Raw genomic sequence first — 20,499 nt, 5'->3', positions numbered from 1 at the left:
CCGGCATGGAGCGGACGCGGCGGTTCCTGGAGGAGTTGGGGCTGCCCGGGCGGGATCTGGACGAGCTGCCGAGCAGCCCCAAGCGCTTCCCCGACGGTGCCCAGTACCGGATCGAGATCCCCAGCGTGGAGGGGCCCCGGGTCATGGAAGCGGTGCTGGAAGAGGCCGAGCGGCTGGGGGTGGTCGTGCACCGGGTGTCGCAGGGGAGCGGGGTACTGCTGTTGACCGCAGCTGAGGTACGGGAGATGGCCCGGCTGGGGGCGGGGGCGCAGGTGGAGGTGAGCCTGTTCGCCCGGCCCACCGCGAACTGGGGGATCGGGGGGCTGGTGGGGGCACCGGCCGGTGGGGTGGTGGCGGCCAAGCTGCGGGGACAGGAAGGGCTGGTGGCCTGCCTGGAGGAGGTGCAGCGGGCGGCGGAGCTGGGGATCCGGAGCGTGCTCTTGACGGATGAGGGAGCGCTGTGGGTGGCGGCGGAGCTGCGTCGGGCGGGGGTGCTGCCGCCGACGATGCAGTTCAAGGTGAGCGTGCTGCTGGGGGCGGCGAACGCGGCGGCGGTGCGGCTGGTGGTAGGGTTGGGGGCGGACAGCTACAACGTGCCGACGGATCTGACGCTGGGGCAACTGGCGGCGCTGCGGGCGGCGGTGGACGTGCCCTTGGACGTGTACGTGGAGGGGCCGGACGAGGTGGGGGGCTTCGTGCGGTACTACGAGATCGCCGACCTGGTGCGGGTCTGCGCGCCGGTGTACTTGAAGTTCGGGGTGCGGAACGCGCCCGCCCTGTATCCCAGCGGGGGACACTTAGAGGGGGTGGCAGTCGCTTTGGGGCGGGAGCGGGTGCGGCGGGCGGCGATCGGGCTGGAGTTGCTGGAACGGTACTATCCGGCGGCGGTGGGGTCGGTGCGGGGGGCGGCCGGGCTGGCGCTACCGGTCGTCGAGTGAGCCCGGCGACACCGGTTCGGCGCATTGCTGGCTCGTGGCATGGTGAGGCAATGGCCCGGTGCCACGGCCCGAAGCGCCGGGCACACGGAGCCATTGCCTGTACGTCCACCCTTTCGGTAGCGACTACGACGCGACGAACGGCTCCGTATACTCGATCCTATCGTAGACCGACGCGTACTCAGGGTCGTCGAAGTCGATCGGCGTATACGTGAACGAGTTGCCCGGCTCCGGGCTGAGATAGCCCGCCTCAGCGACGACCTGCGGCGCGTCACTGACCGAGCGGATGAGCTGCGGCGCAAAGGCCTGTTCCTCCGCCGGCGCCAAGTCGCGCAGTCCCCGTTCGAAGCCGAGCCGGCGGCCGACCGCGCGATGGCCCTCTTCGATCATCGCCACCATCGCCGCGATGCGTGCCAGTTCCGGTCGCCCGGCATCGGCAAACTCGAAGACAGCGGCGATGAACGCCGCATCGAAGACGCCCTCGAGCTGTTGCTGGGTCTCGAGGAAGAGCCGCAGATCGGTAAATGTCGACAGGCCGTGCGGGAAGCTGAACTCCGTGAACTGCTCGACCGTGGCGCTATCGGCGCCGGCCGCGACGAAGAAGTTATGGTGGATTTGCTCTTCGATGGCGAATGCCTTCAGCTCGTCGAGCATACGACGGCTGTTGAGCCTGAGCCGGGCGGCGTTCATGATGCCGTTGGTATAGAACGTCACTGCCAGGCGCTCGGCAATTGCCGCGATCGTCAGGATCTCCGTGACCGAGCTTCCCGTTGAGGCGAGGCTGGTGAGCGGGAGCAGATTAGCACTGGCGGCTGCGATTCCCGTGCCAGCGACTGCCTTGAGGAAGGCCCGTCGCGAGAACCCATGCGATGGAGGGGAGTTGACGATGCGTGCCAGGTCGAATCCGTGAAGCCCGCGCATAACACTGTCTCCCTTCCTGCTGGGCAGGACGGCGATCCGTATCACACGACTGGCCAGTCACCCGAAAGTACGGAGGATGGGATGACCTAGATCACCGTCGCCTGGGAAACACCCCAGGGCCGTCCCGAGGCAGCATGGCTATGACTGCCTGGTACCGTGAGCCGGGAATGTGAGCCCACTCCCAGATCGACCCGAATCCCGCGGGGAATCTTGGCTGATGACTGGGCGTGCTGCCTGGCACCAGCGAGGAAGCGGAGTTGTGTGGGTCACCCAACCGCGATCCACAACGCTGAGACCTTAGACACATCGGAGATGATGCAAGCCTCCCGCGTAGCCCTACCAAAAGCCGTCTCTCGCCTCTAGAGCAGTCCCCGCCGAGCCGAAAATGCTCTCAGGTCCCGGCAGTGTATGCTTCGCCGGTGCCGTGGTCTCCCGCTGGCCGGCGAGGAGAGGAGGCTCTTGCGGGGCCCGGCGACTGCTGGTACGATACGGGGTGTACGTACACCATGTCCGTGCGCCGATGGTGTGGTTGAGCGAGCTGGCACGAGCGACGGCGGCGCGCCTGGAGAGACAGCGGGCCGGGCATGCGAGCGGCTGAGCCGCAACGGCCCAGGCACGTGCCGGAGGGAGCGACGCGGGGTCGTCTCGATTCGAGAAGGGGATGGAGACTCGTACTGATGTTGACCGGTGGATTAGCAGCGTTGATCGCCTCGCTGTGGCGCCGAGGGGTGCCGGTCATCGGCTGGGCGGAGCTGGAGCCAGGAGTAGCACTTCTCGTCGAAGGTGGTGGGATGGCCCTCGTTCCCCGCTCTCGGCTGGGCGAGCGGGCCGACCTGGTGGCCGATGACTTGATGTTCGGTCTGCCGCGGCGCGCGGTCTTCGAGACGCCGGTCGACCCGGAGCATGTCCCCCGGTTTACGGCGCGCGAGCTGGCCTGGCTACAGTTCGTGCGCTGGATGGGCGCGCAGCGGCCGGAGTCGCAGGCGGGGGATCTCGACCGCGGTTGGCTCGCCGCTGGAACGGGTGCTTGAGTGGTCGCCGGCTCTGACCATAGGGCTATTGGATCGATAGGAGCCAAGTCTGGTCAGGTCGTTGTCGTCGACACCCCGACTGTCCAGTGCTCGGTTCGCCACTCGGTACCCGCTCCCCGCCACAGAAGCGTCGGCCCTCCAATATTGGATCGGGCAATCGCATTGCCCTGCGCATGCCCCGCAGGTTCGGGCGAGCCTCGAAGGTTCCTCAGAGCGTGGCTGCTCGCCCGCCAAGGCCGAGCGTGCCCAGCTGGCCACCGATCCCGCAGGCACCGGCGACTCGCCCGGCGGTCTGGTCGACTTCCGGCACCCGAGTGGCCGCGTCTGGCCGGCGGCGCCGTGCGGCCCGTGGCACGGCGTTTGTGAGGAGACGCTGGCAGGCGAGCGGATGGCGGACTCACCCGATGGGCCTCCAGCCCCGCTGGGTGAGAGCCTCTCCAGCCAGATGAGCCGGCCCTTGCCAGGGATCTTCCCGGGTCTCGACCCCCTGCGCCGCAAGCATCCTCTGGCCTGGGCCTAGGTGGTGGACAACGGGGAAGCCACGTCGTCGACCTGCTCCTCGGCAGCGACCGGCCGCGGCGGGCGCTCGATGCCGGTGCTACGCCGGCCGAGGTGCTGTCAGGCTGGACAGAGGACGCACGGGCGTTTCGCGAGCGCTGCCGGCCGCTCTTGCTCTATGATGGGAGCTGCGGGCGGTAATCACCGAATGGCGAACGATCCGGGCTGGCGGCGGTGAACCGATAGAGAGGCGGGCCAGTAGATGAGCGGTGAGGTGCCCGACCTGGCCAGTGCGGTGACCGAGGCGATCAACCCGCGGACGCGCGACATCGACACGCGCTCGGCCGAGGAGATCGTCGAGCTGATCCTCTCGGAGGACGCGCGCGTGGTGCCGGCGGTCATGGCCGAGCGCGACGCCATCGCTCGGCTGGCGGAGGTCGTGGCCGAGCGCCTGCGACGCGGCGGCCGGTTGATCTACGCGGGCGCCGGCACCTCTGGCCGGCTGGGGATGCTGGATGCGTTGGAGCTGCCGCCGACCTTCGGCATCGAGCCGGGTCGGGTGGTAGCGCTGGTAGCCGGTGGCCCGGCGGCGCTCACCGGCGCGGTGGAGGAGGCGGAGGACGACGCAGCGGCCGGGGCCGCCGACGTGGCTGCGATTGACGTCGGGCCGGCTGACGTGGTGCTGGGCATCACCGCCAGCGGCCGCACGCCCTACGTGCTGGGGGCGGTGTCCGAGGCCCGTGCCAGGGGGGCCTACGTGGCCGGGCTGGCGTGCAATCGCCCCTCGCCACTGGAGGAGCTAGTCGATCTGATGATCGCGCCGGTGGTGGGGCCGGAGGTGATCGCTGGCTCGACCCGGATGAAGGCGGGTACGGCTCAGAAGCTGGTGCTGAACGCGCTCAGCACGACCGTTATGATCCGGCTGGGCAAGACCTTCGGCAATCTGATGGTGGACGTGCGGCCGAGCAATCGAAAGCTCTGGCAGCGGGCGATCCGGATCGTCACCCTAGCGACCGGGCTCGATGCCACAGAGGCGCAGCGCCTCCTGGAGGCGGCCGCCGGAGAGCCGAAGACCGCCATCGTGATGGCGCTGGCGGGGGTCGATGCGGAGGAGGCACGCCGGCGGCTGGCTGCTAGCGAGGGGCGGGTGCGCGACGCGATCGGGGGTGGGCGCGATGGCCAGGCTACTGCTGGGCGTTGACGGCGGCGCGACCAAGACCAGGGCGCTGCTGGCAGATCTGGCTGGCCGGGTGGTGGGCGCCGGTACCGCCGGGTCGAGCAACTATCAGTCGGTGGGGTTGGAGCGGGCGGTCACGGCGATCGTCGAGGCGATCCGGGCGGCGTTCGCCGATGCCCGGCTCATGCCGGGGGAAGACGAGGTTGCGGCCGCCTGCTTCGGGCTGGCCGGAGTCGATCGGCCGGACGACCGCGAGCGGCTGAGCGGACGGCTGGAGCGGGAGCGGCTGGGCCGGCGCATGGTCATCGTCAACGATTCTGAGCTGGTGCTGGCTGCCGGTTGCTCGGACGGCTGGGGAGTCGCGCTGATCAGTGGCACCGGCTCGATCTGCTTCGGCCGGGCGCCCGACGGCCGAACGACGCGTGCCGGTGGGTGGGGCTACATCCTGGGCGACGAGGGCAGCGGGTTCGACATCGCCGTCCAGGCGCTCAGGCTCGCGACGCGGACGGCTGATGGGCGGGCGAATGCCCCGGGCCTGCTCCGGGCCGCCCTCGCCTTCTGGGAGCTGGACGCACCGGAGCAGCTCATCGGGCTGATCTACCAGCGGGAGGCGGGCGCACCGGGAAGCGTGGCACGGTTCGCCACGCGGGTGCTGGAGCTGGCCGAGGCAGGTGACCCGGATGCCCGCCGGGTGCTCGAGCGTGCGGCCGACGACCTCGCGCTGCACCTGGCGGCGGTGCCCCGGCGCCTCGGGCTGGAGCGCCCGCCGGTCGCCTTCGGCGGCGGCGTGCTGCGGGCCAGCGCCCTGCTTCGCCAGGCCGTGTACGAGCGCGCTGGCGTGCCGCTCGGCCCCGCGACGGTGGTGGATGATCCGGCGCTGGGCGCGCTGGCCATCGCGCGGCGGCTGGCGGAGGCGCTGGGGTGAGCGGAGCGGGGTCCTGATCGATCGCGCTGCGGCCCGGTGAGCAGGGTAAGGGCGCTCTGGCTCGGGCAGGCTCGGCGCGAGCGTCAGATCAGCTCTTCCTGCTCCAGGTACTGCCGGAGATCGGGTGGCAGCTCTTCTTTCCCGATCAGGTCGACCAGTCGCAGAATGCTCTGGAGCCCCTCCTCCCAGAGCGGGTAGTACGGGCCTGGATCGTAGCTGGTCGCCTCGGCGTCGACCGGCTGGCCGCTCGCGTAGCGGCCGCGCTGCTTGTCCAGCCAGGCGAGTGCCGCCTCGTAGCGCCGGTCGAGCGCCGCGAACCGGTCGAGCGTGAGGTGGACCTCACTCCGCCGCGCGTGGCGAAGCCAGCAGAGCTCGAACTCCCTGGCGAGCGCCGCGAGCTGGGAACGAGAGGCGCGCAGCGCGGCAATGCCGGCGTTGAGCTGGGCTAGCCCTTCGGAGCGGGCCGAGTCGCCGGCTGGGGCGGGGAGCGAGCGCAGCGTGCGGCGAAGGCGCTGGCTGAGAAGCACCTTGGAGGCGGCGAAGGCGATCAGCCGGGCGACGAAGGTGTAGTCGTGGCGCAAGGCCGGGTTCGGCAACTCGGCCCAGGCCTGGAGCGCGTCGTGCGCGGCCGCCTCCAGCTCGTCGAGCGCCCTCGGGTCGGCCGTGGCGATCAGCTTCCCCGCCAGCGGGTCGTCGAAGAGCGCGTAGGCGCTGTTCGAGCGGTTGCGCAGGCCGAGCGTAGGGGCCATCACCGCGCGGCCGAGCCGCCGGATGGCCTGGATGCTCCGGTCACCGGCCGGACGGCTGAGGAAGAGGGGGGCGAAAGCACGGTCGAACTCCTCGGGCGTGGTTTGAGCTCCGGTCCAGGCTGTGGCCGCGCCGTAGAGGTACGGGTACCAGGAGAGCGAGAGCGGCTGGTAGTGACCGTAGTCGCCCCAGTCGGTCAGCAGCATCCCGGTGGCCCCGGCAGCCAGGCCATCGCGGACGAAGTTGCGGATGTTGGCGAGGGCGTTGTCCAGGCGAGGGAAGAGCGTGTTCCAGCTCGAAGTCCCGGGGCAGACCCAGAACTCGCGCCCCAGCGCGCCGAGCCGCTCGGTGCTCGGGTAGCGATCCTGGGCCTCGTACCACCAGTCGAGCAGCAGCACGTCCGAGGGTAGCTCGCTCACCAGCTCCGGGTGGTAGAGCAGGATGTCGGCCCAAAGCATGATGCGCCGGCCGTGCTTGGCGGCCAGCTCGCGCAGTTGCAGGATGTGCCGCAGGTAGAGCCGGCCCTTGCCGATCTCCTGGGCCAGCGCCTTGGATTGCCCGGTGCCGAGGTCCCAGGTCTCGTCGCAGTTGACGTTGAACCAGCGGGAGCTGAAGGCGGGCAGGAACTGGGCGTACAGCTCGTCCAGCAGCCGGTACGTCTCCTCGCGGGCCGGCGTGAGGCTCCATTGCCAGCCGACCTCGTCGAGGTGGGCGTACTGCGGCAGCGAGAGCATGCGCCGGAGGTGCCCGTACGATTGCAGGTTCGGCACCAGCTCGATGTGCCGCTCACGGCAATAGCGATCCAGCGCCAGGATGTCGTCGGCCGTGAGCGGGTCCGCGCCGGCGCTGATCGCCGGGTGACTAGGGAAGAAGAAGGTGTGCTCGGTATAGAGCTGAAGGTGGTTGTACTTGTACTCGGCGAGGCCATCGACGAGCGCGCAGAGGGTCTGCAACGTCGGCACCTTGCCGCGTGAGATATCGAGCATCACGCCGCGGTGGGGGAGCGCCGACCAGTCGCCGATCGCAAGGGCCGGGATACGCCGGCCCTGTGTGCGGAGCAGTTGCCGCAGGGTCTGCACGCCGTAGAAGAGCCCTGCCTCCGTATTGGCCGCGACGACGATCCGCTGGGGCGTCACCTCCAGCGTGTAGCCTTCCGGACCTAGCTCGGCGAGCGTCTCCTGGGGGATGCCCTCGTCCCGGTCGACCCTGAGCAGCGCCAGCCGGCCGGCGCCGTCGCGCGGGGCGTACGCCCTGCGGAGGGCGAGCGTCAGCCCGGTCGCGTCCCGCACCGCTGCCTGTGCTTGCCTCGCCGCGAAGAGCGTCTCCTCGCCGGCCTCCGCCCCGATGACGATCTCCGTCGTCGCGTCGATTAGGAACGCCTCCGTTGCGGTCCCGTAGGCGAAGTGACGCGGAGCCGGGATGAGCGGGGGCATGTCACGATCGTTCGAGGTCATACCTGTCCCTCCTTTCCCTGGCTGCGAGGCACGATGCCGGTCGGCGGCGTGAGTGTGCCGAGGATGACCTGGCGCCGGGCTCCAGTGGTGCCGGGGACGTTGGTCGGCAGGCCGAGCAGGCCATCGTGGGCCGGCAGGGCGAACGCCATTGCCTCCTTCGCCTTGCTGTCGATACCGTAGGCCTCGAGGGTCACGACTGGCACCGGATCGAGCGCCGCGCGCAGCATCGACAGCAGCGCCGGGTTCCGGCTGCCTCCACCGCTGACAATCACCTCGTCGATGGGTGGCAGCCAGCGTCGATAGACCTCCGCGATCGAGCGTGCGGTGAAGGCAGTTACCGTCGCGACCAGATCCAGCGCGCGCTGGCGCAGCGAGAACGGAGCTGCCGGATCGGCCAGCGCGCCTTCAGGCAGGCCGGTCTCCTCCAGCAGTCGCCGGCAGAGCGGCAGGCCATAGCGCTCGCGGCCGGTCGTCTTCGGCGGCGGGCGGTTCAGGTAGGGATCGGCCAGCAGCCGGGCGAGAAGGCCCTCGTCGATGCTCCCCTGTGCCGCGAGGCGCCCGTCCGCGTCGAACGTCGCGGTGCCGCCGGTCAGCAGCGTCACCACCCCGTCGATCAGTGCGTTGCCCGGTCCGGTGTCGAAGGCGCGCACGTCTTCGATATCACCGCCGGCCGGGAGGTAGGTCACGTTCGCGATGCCGCCGATGTTCTGGACGGCCCGGCTCCGCTCCGGATGGCGCAGGGTGACCCAGTCGAAGTAGGGGACGAGCGGCGCGCCCTGGCCGCCGGCGGCGATATCGGCAGCGCGGAAATTCGCCATCACCGGGACGCCGGTGCGCTCGGCGATAACAGCCGGCTCGCCGATCTGGAGCGTCGAGGGTGTCGAGATCGGCACCGTGGAGTCCCTCTCCGGCTGGTGCCAGACCGTCTGCCCGTGAGAGCCGATGACGAAGACCTGGGCGAGCGGTACGCCGGCCTGCCGGCAGGCTGTGCGGGCGGCGTCGGCGAAGAGTTCTCCGAGGACTACGTTCAACGAGCAGAGCCGCTCCACCGCGCGCTCCGCCTGATCGAAGACGAGGAAGAGCTCTCGCCGGACCTCAGGAGGCAGGGGCATTGTGCCGAAGCCGAGCAGCTCCAGGCGAGCGGTCGCGCCGGCGCCGGTGATACCCACCACCGCGGCATCGATCGCATCGGCCGAAGTGCCGGACATCAGCCCGACGCAGATATCGCCATGTCTCGCTGTCGTGCCGGCCGGGCTAGCCATCGCGAGACCTCCGGAACGCCGCGGCCACGCGCTCGTGGAAGGCTGGGCGGATGGTGGCGATCTCGACGCGGACCTTCGGGTGCACGCGGTTGGTGAGCAGGATCACGATGAGTTCCAGCTCAGGATCGACCCAGAGTGAGGTGCCGGTGAAGCCGGTGTGCCCGTAGGCGGACGGAGTGAGCCCCTTGGCTGGAAACGTCTCGGGCTGAGGCTCCGGCCCGGCGAGCAGCCAGCCGAGGCCGCGACCCGGCGCCTGGGGCCGGGTCGCTTCAGCGACCAGCCGTACCGGTAGCACCTGCGTGTCCTGCCAGGAGCCGCGCTGGAGCCACATCTGCCCGTAGCGTGCCAGGTCCGCCGCGGTACTGAACAGTCCGGCGTGGCCGGAGACTCCGCCCAGGCCATAGCACGCATTCCCGTCGTGGACCTCGCCCCAGATCAGCTCGCGCCGCCAGCAGGGGAAGCTCGTGGCCCGCTCGCCGGCCTGCCCCATCTCGTAGCCGTTGCCGTGCTCGGTCGCCGCGATGCGCGACCGCAGCGCGGCCGGCGGCTGGAACAGCGTGTCTCGCATCCCGAGCGGGGCGAAGATCTCAGCCGCCGCGAAGCGCGCCACGTCCTGGCTGCTCACCCGTCGCACTACCTCGCCGAGCAGGATGAAGTTGAGGTCGCTGTAGATGACCTGCTCGCCAGGAGGAGCGACCGGCTGGAGACGGGCGATGGCGGCGACGTACTCGTCGGGGCCGCGCGCGTCGAGGTAGAGCGGGAGCCAGGCCGGTAGGCCGGTCGTGTGGCTCAAGAGCCGGCGGACCGTCACCGCGGTCTTCCAGTCGTCGTGCCCGAACTCCGGCAGTACCTGCCCGGCCGGCCGATCCAGCTCGAGATCGCCGCGCGCGACGAGGCGGAGGATCGCGGGGAGGGTCGCGACCACCTTCGTCAGCGAGGCGAGGTCGAAGATCGTGTCCACCGTCATCGGGATCGCCTCCGGCTCGCGACAGGCCCAGCCGGCCGCCCGATGCAGCACGACCGTGCCCCGGTGAGCGACGAGCGCCACCGCGCCGCCGAATGCGCCCTGGCGCAGGCCTTCAAGCACAACCTGCCAGGCCTCGTCGAGGCGGGCTTCATCGAAGTGGTCTGTGTCGGGCCGGCGCATGCTCCTCTCTCCAGCGTCCCGCGCGAGTTGAAGGCACAGGCTTCTCACGCACGTCCCGGCGACGGCGTCAGGCTCCGCTCTCTGCGTCGTCGCGCAGGAGGCCCGCGAGCCGCCGCTGCCATTCCCCTGTCGCGAAGGCGACGCGGCCCCGGCAGATCGTGGCATGCACGCGGAGCTCCCGGTCCAGGATCACCAGATCGGCGTCGTAGCCAGGCCGCAGATGCCCCTTGCGGGACGCCACACCGGCGACGCGCGCCGGGTTGGCGGTCAGCATCGCCACAGCGTCTTCGAGCGCGATACCGACCTGCTCGACCAGGTTGCGCAGTGCCTGGTCCATGGTCACGACGCTGCCGGCAATCGTCCCGTCGCTCAGGCGCGCCACGCCGCCGGTCACCTGTGCGGTGAGGCCACCGAAGGAGAACGTCGCACCCTCGGGCTGGCCCGCTGCCGGCTGCGAGTCGGTCACGACCACCGTGCGATCCGGGCCCAGCGCCCGGATCAGCGCGCGCATCGCCGGTGGCAGCACGTGGATGCAGTCGCCGACCAGCTCGCCGGTCACGTCTTCCACTTCGATGATGGCCCCGAGCGGTCCGGGCGCGCGGTGCAAGAGCGGCGGCATTGCGTTGAAGCAGTGGGTGGCGTGCCTGATGCCGGCCTCGATCGCCTGCCGCGCTTGCTCGTAGGTGGCATCGGTATGGCCGATGCTGACGGTGACCCCGGTCTCCGCAAGCCGCCGGATCAAGAGATCCGCACCCGGTAGCTCAGGCGCCAGTGTCACCAGCCGGAGCCACTCGCCGGCCACTTCCAGTATCCGCTCCAGCTCGGCCACGTCAGGCCGGCGCAACCAGGAGAGATGGTGCGCGCCGCGCCGCGTCGGGTTGATGTACGGCCCCTCGAGGTGGATGCCGACTGGCTGGGCTCCTCCGCGGTGCCTGTCGATCGCCTCGACGGCGGCCCGGAGCTGGCCTTCCGGCAGGCCGCCCGGCACGCCGACCACAGCAACCAGGAAGGCGGTCGTCCCGCTCCGTGGCGCCCAGCGGGCATAACCCTCGATCTCACCTGGGCTCTCGGTGTGGAGGGCGAACCCGCCACCGCCGTGCGTGTGCACATCGATGAAGCCCGGCACGACCAGCGCGTCGCGCGCGTCGATAACGGCGCCGGCGGGAGCGACCTCGTGGCCGATCGCCTCGATCCGCGTGCCCTCTATCACCACCTGGCACTCGGACCGGCGCTGCCGGTTATCGATGACGAGCGCGCCGGCTAGCGTGTAGCGCATGTGCCCCCCTCAGAGCGTCTCGGTGACTTTGCGCAGGCCGCGGGGGCGGTCGGGGTCGAGCCCGCGGGTAACCGCTAGCGCGTGTGCCCAAAGCTGGCCCGGAACCGCCGCGGTGACGGGAGAGAGCCACTCCGGCACGCTGGCGGGCAGCGGCAAGGGAGCCCGGGCACGGCCGAGCAGATCCTGTCGATCCGAGATGACGATCAGCTCGGCCCGCCGCTGGTCGAGCACATCGATCAACGAGGTCATATCGGCCAGCACCTTGCCCGAGGGGGCGATCGCGACGACCGGGAAGCCCTCGTCGATCACCGCGATCGGTCCATGGAGGAAATCGGCCGACGAGTAGGGCTCGGCGATGACGTAGCTCGTCTCCTTCATCTTGAGCGCGATCTCGAAGGCGGTCGCGTAGTTGAACCCGCGACCGATGACCGCGAAGTGCCTGGCATAGCGGAACCGGTTGACTAACTCGCGCACCGGCAGGTTGAGCTCGATTGCGCGCTGTACTGCCCCGGGCACGGCCGCGAGTGCATCCCAGCGTGCCGGCTCGCCCTCGAGCGCGGCGCTGAGCATTGCGAGCGCCACCAGTTCGGCGGTGTAGGTCTTGGTCGCCGCTATGGCGCGCTCCTCCCCGGCGTGGAGCGGGAAGACGTGTTCGGCCGCCTGGGCCAGGGGCGATTCTATCGCGTTCGTGAGCGCGACCGTCAGCGCGCCCTGGCGCCGGGCTTCGGCGATCACCGCGACGATGTCCGGCGAGCGGCCTGACTGGCTGATGCCGATGACAAGCTTGCCGGCGAGCGACGGCGGGCTTTGGTACAGCGTGAAGAGCGACGGAGTGGCCAGCGCGACGACCAGCCGGTTGTGCGCTCCGAACAAGTACTGCGCGTAGCGCGCGGCGTTGTCCGAGCTGCCCCGCGCGGCGATCACGACGCCGCTGGGTGCGAAGCTCGCGATCCGGGCAGCCAGATCCTCGGCGAGCGAGCGGCCGTGTTGGATCAGGCGGGCCAGCGCCTCTGGCTGCTCGTGGATCTCGCGCTCGAGGACGGTCATGCCTGGCTCCTGCCGACGAGCTGCCCCTACAGGTCCATCTCGATAACTTTGCCGCTCAGGCGCGCCTCCTCGGCGGCGAAGGCGATGAGATGGCTCTCGACCGACTGCCGCGCCGTCGTCAGCACCGAAGCTACCTCGCCGCGGACGGCTCGGACGAAGGTGCGCATCAGTCCGACGTCGCCGCCGCCGTGCCCGCCCACCGGTTCGGGGAGCCTGATCAGGTCGGTCTCACCGGTGAGATGGTCGGCGACGAGCAGCTCGCGGCGCGACTCGTTAGCCAGCAGCGTTGCCCGCGTGCCGTCGAAGCGCAGGGTGCGCCCCTCCACGTGCGAGCATCCCTGCATGGTGAGGCTCACCGCCAGCTTGCCCTCGAACTCGAGCAAGACCACCTGGTGGTCGACTGCGTTGTTGTCGCAACGATACACGCAGTGGCCATAGGGACCGGTGCGCAGGGCGTTGAGGATGGCCTCCGGGCTGTGATCGGGTAAGACTGCGTGGCGCGCTGCCGGGCGCCGGCTCTGGCTCACCGGTCGTCCCCTCCCGCCTCGCGCCGCCGCAGCGACGCGCTGCTCGGGGCTGCTCCCCGCGGCCGCTCGAGCCGGGCGTGGAGCTTGTACCGGTCGCCGCGGTACAGGCTGCGTACCAGCTCTACTGGCCGGCCGAACTGGTCGTAACTCAAGCGCTCCAGCCGGAACGCTGGCATCCCCGGTGCCACCTCCAGTAACCGTGCCTCCTCGGCTCCTAGTACGGTCGCCTCGATCGTCTGCGTCCCGTGGCCGAGCTCGATCCCGTGTCGCTCGGCGAGCCAGGCGTAGAGCGAGCGGTTGGTCAGGTCGGTCTCTGTCAGGTCGGGGAAGCGGCTGGCCGGGAGAAAGACCGTCTCGAGCGCCATCGGCTCATCATCGGCCAGGCGCAGTCGCTGGAGCATCAGGACCGGCGCGCCCTCCGGGAGCCGGAGGTGCTGAGCGATCGATCCGCTCGCCGGGACCTGCTCGACGCCGAGTGTCCGGCTGCCGGGGCGCAGCCCGCGCCGGATCATGTCTTCGGTGAACGAGGTGAGTGCCAGGACCTGCTCGAGCTTCGGCCGGGCGACGAACGTGCCGCGGCCCTGGATGCGTTCGAGCCGGCCGGCGAGGACGAGCTGCTGGAGCGCCTGGCGCACGGTGACCCGGCTGACCCCGTACTCGAGCTCGAGCTGGCGCTCGGGCGGGAGCGGGTCGCCCGGCTGGAGCCGGTCGATCAGCTCTTCGAGGACCTGCTGGAGCTGCCGGTACTTGGGGACACCGTTCCCAGGATCAAACCAGGACCGGGTGGCCGCCACAATGCCTCCACGCAGTTGGATAGGGCTGCACTCGGCTATTGGTTATGATGTTAGGACCAATTGGCTCTCATGTCAAGACCATTGCGCTTCCTTCATGATCGCGTGCGAGCGCGTCGATGTTCTGGAGGAAGACGCCCGGACAGCGGCTCGCTCGACGATCACGTGGAAGCCAGGGGCAGGTCGGCTAGATTGAGAGGCATGCGACACCCGCGCGGAAGTGAGACCCGGCTGCCGGTCCGATCGGAACGCCGCGCCCTGGTGCGCCGTCTCGAGATCCCCGGTCGTCGCCAGGTATCCCCTCCCCAAATGTAGGGGCGGATCATCATTCGCCCCTACCGGTTCTTCGCCGCTCTCTTCCCGGATATCAGGCGCCGCCAATGCTCCGGTGGCTGGCCCCACACCACCTCGCGCGAGTCTAGGCGGAACAGGTGGGTGGACCGGCTGGGCTCGGGCCAGAGGAGGGCCGCAGGCTACCGGCCGCCGTACCACGGTTTGGCAGCAGCCCTTGGGTCGCTCAGACCTGGCGGAGCGTCGAGCGGTATATCGCGGCCCGCTGGCGGTACCGCTCCGCCGCGGCGCGTATCTCCTCCACCTCCGCATCGGTCACCGCGCGAACCACCCGGGCCGGCACCCCCATGACGAGCGAGCGCTCGGGGATCTCCCGCCTCTCGGGGATCAACGCCCCGGCGGCGACGATACAGCCGGGGCCGAGCCGGGCCCCATTGAGCACGATCGCTCCCATCCCGATCAGGCAGTCGTCACCGATCTGGCAGCCGTGGAGGATCGCCCCGTGGCCGGCAATCACGCGGGCACCGACGACGCACGGGTAGCCCGGGTCGGCGTGCACGACGGCGCCGTCCTGGATGTTCGTGCCCTCGCCGATCAGGATCTGCTCGGTATCGCCGCGCAGCACCGCATTGAACCAGACGCTGGCACCGGGGCCGAGTACGACATCGCCGATGACCCGGGCGCCCTCCGCGATGTAGACGCTGGGATCGATCTGAGGTCGGCGCTCTCCGAGCGCGTACACAGTCACCCTGCTGCCTCCTCTCTCCGCTTGCGCGCGTGCCCTTCCCGGCTTGAACCGTTCCAGCAGCCGGCATCGTCAGCCTGCGCGGCATGATAGCTGGCTGGGTGAGATGGCTCCAGCGAGGGTGAGGAGCGGCGCTTCTGTTACACTGGGCGCGACTGGAGCAGGCCGAGCGGGAGGGCAGCACGGTGGGAGAAGGTTTGCAGGCAGAGCATATGCCGCTGGCAGGGATTCGGGTCCTCGACCTGGGACGGCACCTCGCCGGGCCGACCTGCGCCATGTGGCTCGGTGACCTCGGCGCTGACGTCATCAAGATCGAGAAGCCGGGCGAGGGCGACGACGGGCGAGCGTCTGGCCCACCGTTCTTCGATGGTCAGAGCGCCTTCTTCCTGGCGGCGAACCGCAACAAGCGCTCCATAGAGCTCGATATCAAGCAGCCGGAGGGCCAGGAGATCTTTCGCCGGCTCGCCGAGACCGCCGACGTGGTTGTCGAGAACTTCCGCCCTGGCGTAATGGACGCGCTGGGGATCGGCTACCGTGCGATGGCCGAGCGCAACCCGCGCATCATTTACTGCTCCATCTCCGGCTTCGGCGCCGACGGGCCCTACGCTGACCGTCCTGGGCTGGACCAGATCATCCAGGGAGTCTCGGGGTTGATGAGCGTCACCGGCTTCGAGGGTGGCGAGCCAGTGCGCGTCGGCATCCCGATTGCCGACCTGCTCACCGGACTGCTTGCGGCCTACGGCGTACTGGCGGCCTTGCAGGCGCGGGAGCGCACCGGGCGTGGCCAGCACGTCCAAACCTCGCTGCTGGAAGGCATGGTCGGGATGTTGAGCTTCCAGGCAGTGCGCTACCTGAACGGTGCTGGGGCACCGCCGCCGGCCGGTAATCACCACCCGCTCAACGCGCCCTATGGTGTCTTCCGTGCCCGCGACGGGTACCTCACGATCGGCGCGACTGGCGAGAAGCGCTGGCGCAAGCTGTGCGAGGTGCTCGGGGCGGAAGAGTGGCTAGATGACCCGCGCTTCAAGACCAACGGTGACCGGCACCGCAACCGCGAGCTGCTGGCCGAGCTCATCAGCGAGCGTCTCCAGGCGCATACCATCGACGAATGGGAGAGCATCCTGAACGAGGCCGGGATCCCCTGCGGCCCGATCTATGGTATCGATCAGGCCATGGAGCACCCGCAGGTGCGGCACCGGCAGATGGTGGTCGAGCTTCCCCACCCGGCGATGGGAACCGTCCGCTTGCTGGGCTTGCCGGTCAAGCTGAGCGAGACGCCGGGCGCGATCCGGCTCGCCCCGCCGCTGCTCGGCCAGCATACTGATGAGGTGCTGAGGGAGATCGGCGTTACCGGCGACGAGATGCGCCGCTTGCGCGAGCGCGGCGTGATCGGCTGTGGCCCTGCTGGCCAGGCAGAGGCGGCAGGCTGAGCGTTCGAGAGTGGGCAGAGGCGTAGATGCAGCGAGACGGAGGAGCGATGGAGATCGGTACCCCTGACCTGGTGTTCGAGCGTCGTGGGCGGGTGGCCTGGCTGACATTCAACCGGCCGGAGACGCGCAACGCGATGACGTTCGCCATGTACGACGGCCTGGCGCGCGCCTGCGAGCTGGTGGAGCAGGACCCGGAGATCCGGGTCATGGTGCTGACCGGGGCCGGGGACAGGGCGTTCGTGGCCGGCACCGATATCAGCCAATTCCGGACCTTCACCGATCCGCAGCATGCGCTCGACTACGAGGCGAGGATCGATCAGGTGATCGGCCGGCTGGAGACGCTCGCTCGCCCGACCATCGCCGCCATCCGCGGGTATGCGGTGGGTGGAGGAGCCAGCATCGCGCTCGCCTGCGATCTACGGATCTGCACGCCCGACGCCCGCTTCGGCATTCCGATCGCCCGCACGCTCGGCAACTGCCTCTCGATGAGCAACTACGCCCGGCTGGTCGACCTGATCGGGCCGGCGCGCACCAAGGAGCTGCTGTTCACGGCGCGGATGATCGAGGCCGAGGAAGCCAGGGCGATCGGACTAGTCAACGAGATCGTCGAGCCGGAGGCGCTGTTCGACCGGGCCCAGGAGCTGGCGGAACAGATCGCTGCCAACGCGCCGCTGACGATCCAGGCAACGAAGGAGGCTGTGCGGCGCGTGCTGGATCACCGGCGGCCGCCGCGCGCCGAGGACCTGATCCTAACCTGCTACATGAGCGAGGACTTCCGCGAAGGGGTCAACGCCTTCCTCGAGAAGCGCAAGCCCCAGTGGAAGGGCCGGTAAGGCCATTGGCGCGGTATCGTCCCGCCGGTAGCCGTTCGAAGGCGGGACGAAGGACACGGCACACGGCAAGGCGGCTCCCCCTAGCCTTGGGGGAGCCGCCCGTTATTGGAACGTTGATCCTCGTCGGGCTCAGATCAGGCCGCGGTCGCGCCACTTCTTGAACACGTCGTTGATCTTCTGCTCGGCCTCGTCCAGCGCTGCCTGAGGCTCCGCCTGGCCGGTCGCCACCTTGGTGAACATGTCGTTAATGATCCAGAGGTCGAAGATCTCCGCCTCGGCGGCGTTCATGTAGCCCGGCCAGCCGACGTTGACCGTCCACTCGGGGGCGGTGGCCAGCACGGCGTACTTGTCGGTGGGCTTGGCGTTGGGGTCGTTCTGGACCAGGTCCTGCCAGTCCGGTACCGCTTTCGGGAAGGAGGGGATGTCGTAGAACTTGCTCGCCAGGAACTTGTCGCGATAGTTCGCGACGAGATCCTTGAGGAACTGCTTCGCCAGATCGACGTTGGGCGAGAACTTCCAGATGACGAAGCAGTTGTACCAGTGGGCGCAGCCGCGGCGATCGGCCGGGCCGGCGGCCGCCTTGGCGAGACCGATGTTCGGCGCGAGATCCGGGTAGGTGCCCTCGATAGTCCGGAGGGCGGAGATCGCGTTCAGGATCAGCGCACCGCGCCCGGAGGCCAGGAACCGGTTGTTGGACGAGGCATCCCAGGCCAGCACCTCCTCGGTCTCAGCCTCCTGGAAGAGCTGGCGAGCGTAGTTCAGCGCCTCGATGGTCTCCGGCTTGTTGATGACGATCTCCCCGTTCTCGTCCTGGATCGAGGTGCCGAAGCCCCACATGATAGCGCGCATCGCCATGCCGGTATCGATCTCCGGCGAGAAGCCGATGCCGATCGGGTTTCCCATCTGCTTGAGCTGGCGCCCGGCTTCGAGAATCCCCTGCCAGGTATCGGGGTTCCCGCCGACCTGCTGGAACAGGTCGATGCGGTAGTTCACCGGGTCGGCAGCCCAAAAGTCCATAAAAGCGAACCAGGTATCAGTCTTGGGGTTATAGCAGGAGCGCTCGAGGATCGGGTACGGGTCGCCGTACTCCCTCTTGAACTCCTCGATGAGATCGTTGAGCGGGACGACCTCTGGCTCGTACTGAGCTGGCGGGAATCCGAACGCGAAGAGATCGTGGCCGCTCTGCGCCGAAACCTCAGCGGCAGCCCGCGCCGGGATGTCGGCATAGTTGATATGGTCGGACACGACTGTGACGTTATTCTCCTGGCCCCACCGTTGGGCGAATTCGTCGAACCACTTATCGCTGTCGGGCACGAAATGGCTCCATTGAAGGATTCTGAGTTCCTTCGGCCCGGATGGCGTGGGGGAAGCGATGACGGTGGGCGACGCTGCCGCGGCGGGACTTGCTTGGGTGGTCGGTGTACTTGGAGCAGTTGTCGGTGTAGCCTGGGCACCGGCCCCGCTCGGCTGAGTCGGCGTCGTCTCTTCGCCACCGCAGGCAGCGAGCAGGCCCGTAGCGGCGGAGACGGCTATCCACTGGAGCAGACGGCGGCGAGTGAGTCGTCGCATCGCTCGACCTCCTCACGTGAGATACACCGGAACCAACCGCTGATCGCCTCCTGCCGGAACTAGCGGAGCGCTCCCGCGGTCAACCCCTCCACGAAGCGGTCGAGGAAGGCGTTATAGAGGAGCGCGACCGGAAGACTCACGACGAGCGCGGATCCCATGATTGCTCCCCAGAAGAAGACGTCACCGCGGATAAGGTCGGTCGGCACGCCGGCGCTGACGGTCTTGAGGTCCGAGATCGACACGAAGGTGAGCGCGTAGATGAACTCGTTCACTGCCAAGGTAAACGTGAAGATCACAGCGGTAAGAATCCCAGGAACCGCGAGCGGCAACATGATGCGGCGGAAGGCGGTGAACCGATCGGCGCCGTCGACGAGGGCGGCCTCCTCGAGCTCCTGGGGTAGCGAGCGGAAGAAGCCCATGAGCAACCAGGCGACGAATGGGGTACTGAGGCTCGGGTAGGTAATCACCAAGGCCCACAGCTTATCCTGGAACCCGAGCGTGCTGACGATCTGGGAGAGCGGCAGGAAGAGCAGCGTCGGTGGCACCAGGTAGGTAAGGAAAATCGCGACGGCGAGCTGCTGGCCGAGCCGCCCGCGCAGGCGCGACAGGGCGTAGGCTGCTGGGACGGCCAGTACGAGGGTGATCAACACTGTCGAGAGGCCGACTCCGGCGGTATTCGCGACCCATCGCAGGAATTTCGTCTCGTTGAAGAGAAGACGGAAATGGGCCAGTGTTGGTGGCTCGTTGAAGAGGAAGGGATTGTTGGTCGGGTTGTACAGGTCGCTATCGCGCTTGAACGCCGTGATCGCCATCCAGGCGAAGGGGAAGAGCGCCTGGGCGAGGAAGATCGCCAGAACGGCTACCAGCACCAGTTTGATGAGATATGGGCGAAGATGGCTCGACGCGCTCACTGCGCCGTCTCCCGGCTGACGAGGTGGAGCACCCAGACAGCGATCACCGCCAGTGCCGGCAGCATGAAGAGGGCGATCGCAGCGCCCCTGGCCAGGTCACCGGCGAGGATACCGACCTGGAAGGCCCAGCTCGCCAGCACATGGCTCGTGTTGTACGGCCCGCCGCGGGTCAGGATCCATACCACGGCCATGTCGGTGAAGGTGAACAGCGCGGTAAACAGCACGGCGACGCCGATGATCGGCCGAATGATCGGCAGCGTAATGCGAAAGAGGCGGGTGAAGAACCCCGCGCCATCCACCAGCGCGGCCTCGATCAGCTCGCGCGGGACAGCGGTCATCCCGGCCAGGGTGATCACCGTGGCGAACGGCAGGATGCGCCAGACCTGCACCACGATGATCGAGATGATAGCCAAGCTCGGGACACCGAGCCACTGAGGAAACTCGAACGGGCCGATGATGTGCAGGCGGCGCAGCACCCAGTTCACGACGCTGTACTGGGAATCGAAGACCCACTTCCAGGCGATCGTGCTCATCACGACCGGCGCGGCCCAGGGAAGAAGCAGGAGGTAGCGGATAACTGCCCGGCCGCGAAACCGCTCGGCGAGCGCGGTGGCCAGGATCGTCGCCAGCACCAGAACGACGACCAGCACCACCACGGTGATCAGGATCGTGTTTCTGAGCGCCTGGAGAAAGACCTGGTCGCTGAACAGCGCGCGGAAGTTCGCCAGGCCGGCGAACGAGAAGTCGCGCCGGCCGACCGAGATGTGGCTGAAGCTATAGTAGATCGAGAGTAGCAGGGGAAAACCGATGAGCAGGAAGATGTACGTGACTGCCGGGAGGAGAAGCCAGAGTTCCCACGTGATAAGCCGCCGGGGCCGCCGGGCGGCCGCTTCTCGCTGGAGAGCTGTCGATACCATTCTCGTGCCCGATCGACGCCTCTGGAATGACTGCCGCGTCGAGCCTCGGAAGAAACCGAGCCAGT

General features: G+C 68.8%; 19 protein-coding genes. 7 read left to right on the top strand and 12 right to left on the bottom strand.

The window, feature by feature from the left end; genetic code table 11:
- Positions 1-5: 5 nt before the first annotated feature.
- Positions 6-938, top strand: a complete 933-nt coding sequence (locus NET02_RS12630) for a U32 family peptidase (RefSeq protein ID WP_284057783.1) — start codon at positions 6-8, stop codon at positions 936-938.
- A 123-nt stretch (positions 939-1,061) separates the two neighbouring features.
- Here the strand turns inward: NET02_RS12630 and NET02_RS12625 are convergent, their stop codons facing one another.
- Complete coding sequence (locus NET02_RS12625) at positions 1,062-1,856, bottom strand: ferritin-like domain-containing protein (protein WP_284057782.1); 795 nt, start codon at positions 1,854-1,856, stop codon at positions 1,062-1,064.
- A 677-nt stretch (positions 1,857-2,533) separates the two neighbouring features.
- Here NET02_RS12625 and NET02_RS12620 point away from each other — a divergent pair.
- The 4 genes from NET02_RS12620 (at position 2,534) to NET02_RS12610 (ending at position 5,487) form a co-directional block, all read left to right on the top strand.
- On the top strand, positions 2,534-2,887 hold the full coding sequence (locus NET02_RS12620) for a hypothetical protein (RefSeq protein WP_284057781.1): 354 nt from the start codon (positions 2,534-2,536) through the stop codon (positions 2,885-2,887).
- 510 nt (positions 2,888-3,397) lie between these two features.
- Positions 3,398-3,586: a hypothetical protein gene (locus NET02_RS16695; protein WP_430981082.1), complete on the top strand. Its 189-nt coding sequence runs from the start codon at positions 3,398-3,400 to the stop codon at positions 3,584-3,586.
- 61 nt (positions 3,587-3,647) lie between these two features.
- Positions 3,648-4,586, top strand: coding sequence for an N-acetylmuramic acid 6-phosphate etherase (gene murQ, locus NET02_RS12615; RefSeq protein ID WP_284057780.1), 939 nt, complete (start codon positions 3,648-3,650; stop codon positions 4,584-4,586).
- Positions 4,561-5,487: an N-acetylglucosamine kinase gene (locus NET02_RS12610; RefSeq protein WP_284057779.1), complete on the top strand. Its 927-nt coding sequence runs from the start codon at positions 4,561-4,563 to the stop codon at positions 5,485-5,487. The genes murQ and NET02_RS12610 overlap by 26 nt, the downstream gene beginning before the upstream one ends.
- Positions 5,488-5,570: 83 nt before the next feature.
- On the opposite strand, the gene NET02_RS12605 is transcribed toward NET02_RS12610, so the two are convergent.
- The 8 genes from NET02_RS12605 to NET02_RS12570 all read right to left on the bottom strand — a co-directional run bounded on the left by NET02_RS12605 (position 5,571) and on the right by NET02_RS12570 (position 14,777).
- Entirely contained in the window at positions 5,571-7,688 is a 2,118-nt protein-coding gene (locus NET02_RS12605; RefSeq protein WP_284057778.1) for a beta-N-acetylhexosaminidase, read from the bottom strand.
- Positions 7,685-8,950, bottom strand: coding sequence for an anhydro-N-acetylmuramic acid kinase (locus NET02_RS12600; RefSeq protein WP_284057777.1), 1,266 nt, complete (start codon positions 8,948-8,950; stop codon positions 7,685-7,687). Before NET02_RS12600 ends, NET02_RS12605 begins: the two co-directional genes overlap by 4 nt.
- Positions 8,943-10,097 (bottom strand): serine hydrolase domain-containing protein, encoded by a 1,155-nt coding sequence (locus NET02_RS12595; protein ID WP_284057776.1) that lies wholly within the window; start codon positions 10,095-10,097, stop codon positions 8,943-8,945. Before NET02_RS12595 ends, NET02_RS12600 begins: the two co-directional genes overlap by 8 nt.
- Before the next feature lie 67 nt (positions 10,098-10,164).
- The gene (nagA, locus tag NET02_RS12590; RefSeq protein ID WP_284057775.1) at positions 10,165-11,373 is read right to left on the bottom strand and encodes an N-acetylglucosamine-6-phosphate deacetylase; all 1,209 of its coding nucleotides are present in this window, start codon (positions 11,371-11,373) and stop codon (positions 10,165-10,167) included.
- Positions 11,374-11,382: 9 nt separating this feature from the next.
- Entirely contained in the window at positions 11,383-12,420 is a 1,038-nt protein-coding gene (locus NET02_RS12585; protein WP_284057774.1) for an SIS domain-containing protein, read from the bottom strand.
- Between the two features lie 26 nt (positions 12,421-12,446).
- Complete coding sequence (locus tag NET02_RS12580; protein WP_284057773.1) at positions 12,447-12,947, bottom strand: hypothetical protein; 501 nt, start codon at positions 12,945-12,947, stop codon at positions 12,447-12,449.
- Positions 12,944-13,741: a GntR family transcriptional regulator gene (locus NET02_RS12575; RefSeq protein WP_284057772.1), complete on the bottom strand. Its 798-nt coding sequence runs from the start codon at positions 13,739-13,741 to the stop codon at positions 12,944-12,946. The genes NET02_RS12580 and NET02_RS12575 overlap by 4 nt, the downstream gene beginning before the upstream one ends.
- 514 nt (positions 13,742-14,255) lie before the next feature.
- Complete coding sequence (locus NET02_RS12570; RefSeq protein WP_284057771.1) at positions 14,256-14,777, bottom strand: gamma carbonic anhydrase family protein; 522 nt, start codon at positions 14,775-14,777, stop codon at positions 14,256-14,258.
- A 182-nt stretch (positions 14,778-14,959) separates the two neighbouring features.
- Between NET02_RS12570 and NET02_RS12565 the strand changes: the two genes are divergently transcribed.
- On the top strand, positions 14,960-16,204 hold the full coding sequence (locus tag NET02_RS12565; protein WP_284057770.1) for a CaiB/BaiF CoA transferase family protein: 1,245 nt from the start codon (positions 14,960-14,962) through the stop codon (positions 16,202-16,204).
- Between the two features lie 47 nt (positions 16,205-16,251).
- Positions 16,252-17,037, top strand: a complete 786-nt coding sequence (locus NET02_RS12560) for an enoyl-CoA hydratase/isomerase family protein (RefSeq protein WP_284057769.1) — start codon at positions 16,252-16,254, stop codon at positions 17,035-17,037.
- Positions 17,038-17,166: 129 nt separating this feature from the next.
- Here the strand turns inward: NET02_RS12560 and NET02_RS12555 are convergent, their stop codons facing one another.
- From NET02_RS12555 to NET02_RS12545, 3 genes are all read right to left on the bottom strand, one after another.
- On the bottom strand, positions 17,167-18,351 hold the full coding sequence (locus tag NET02_RS12555) for an ABC transporter substrate-binding protein (protein WP_284057768.1): 1,185 nt from the start codon (positions 18,349-18,351) through the stop codon (positions 17,167-17,169).
- Between the two features lie 314 nt (positions 18,352-18,665).
- A complete protein-coding gene (locus NET02_RS12550; protein WP_284057767.1) occupies positions 18,666-19,517 on the bottom strand; it encodes a carbohydrate ABC transporter permease in 852 nt (283 codons plus the stop codon).
- A complete protein-coding gene (locus NET02_RS12545; RefSeq protein WP_284057766.1) occupies positions 19,514-20,434 on the bottom strand; it encodes a carbohydrate ABC transporter permease in 921 nt (306 codons plus the stop codon). Before NET02_RS12545 ends, NET02_RS12550 begins: the two co-directional genes overlap by 4 nt.
- Positions 20,435-20,499: the final 65 nt, after the last annotated feature.

The organism is Thermalbibacter longus (genome assembly GCF_023806485.1).
GTDB lineage: Bacteria > Chloroflexota > Chloroflexia > Thermomicrobiales > Thermomicrobiaceae > Thermalbibacter > Thermalbibacter longus.
The sequence above is the reverse complement of the archived record's forward strand: the minus strand, read 5'-3'. Positions and strand labels throughout refer to the sequence as shown.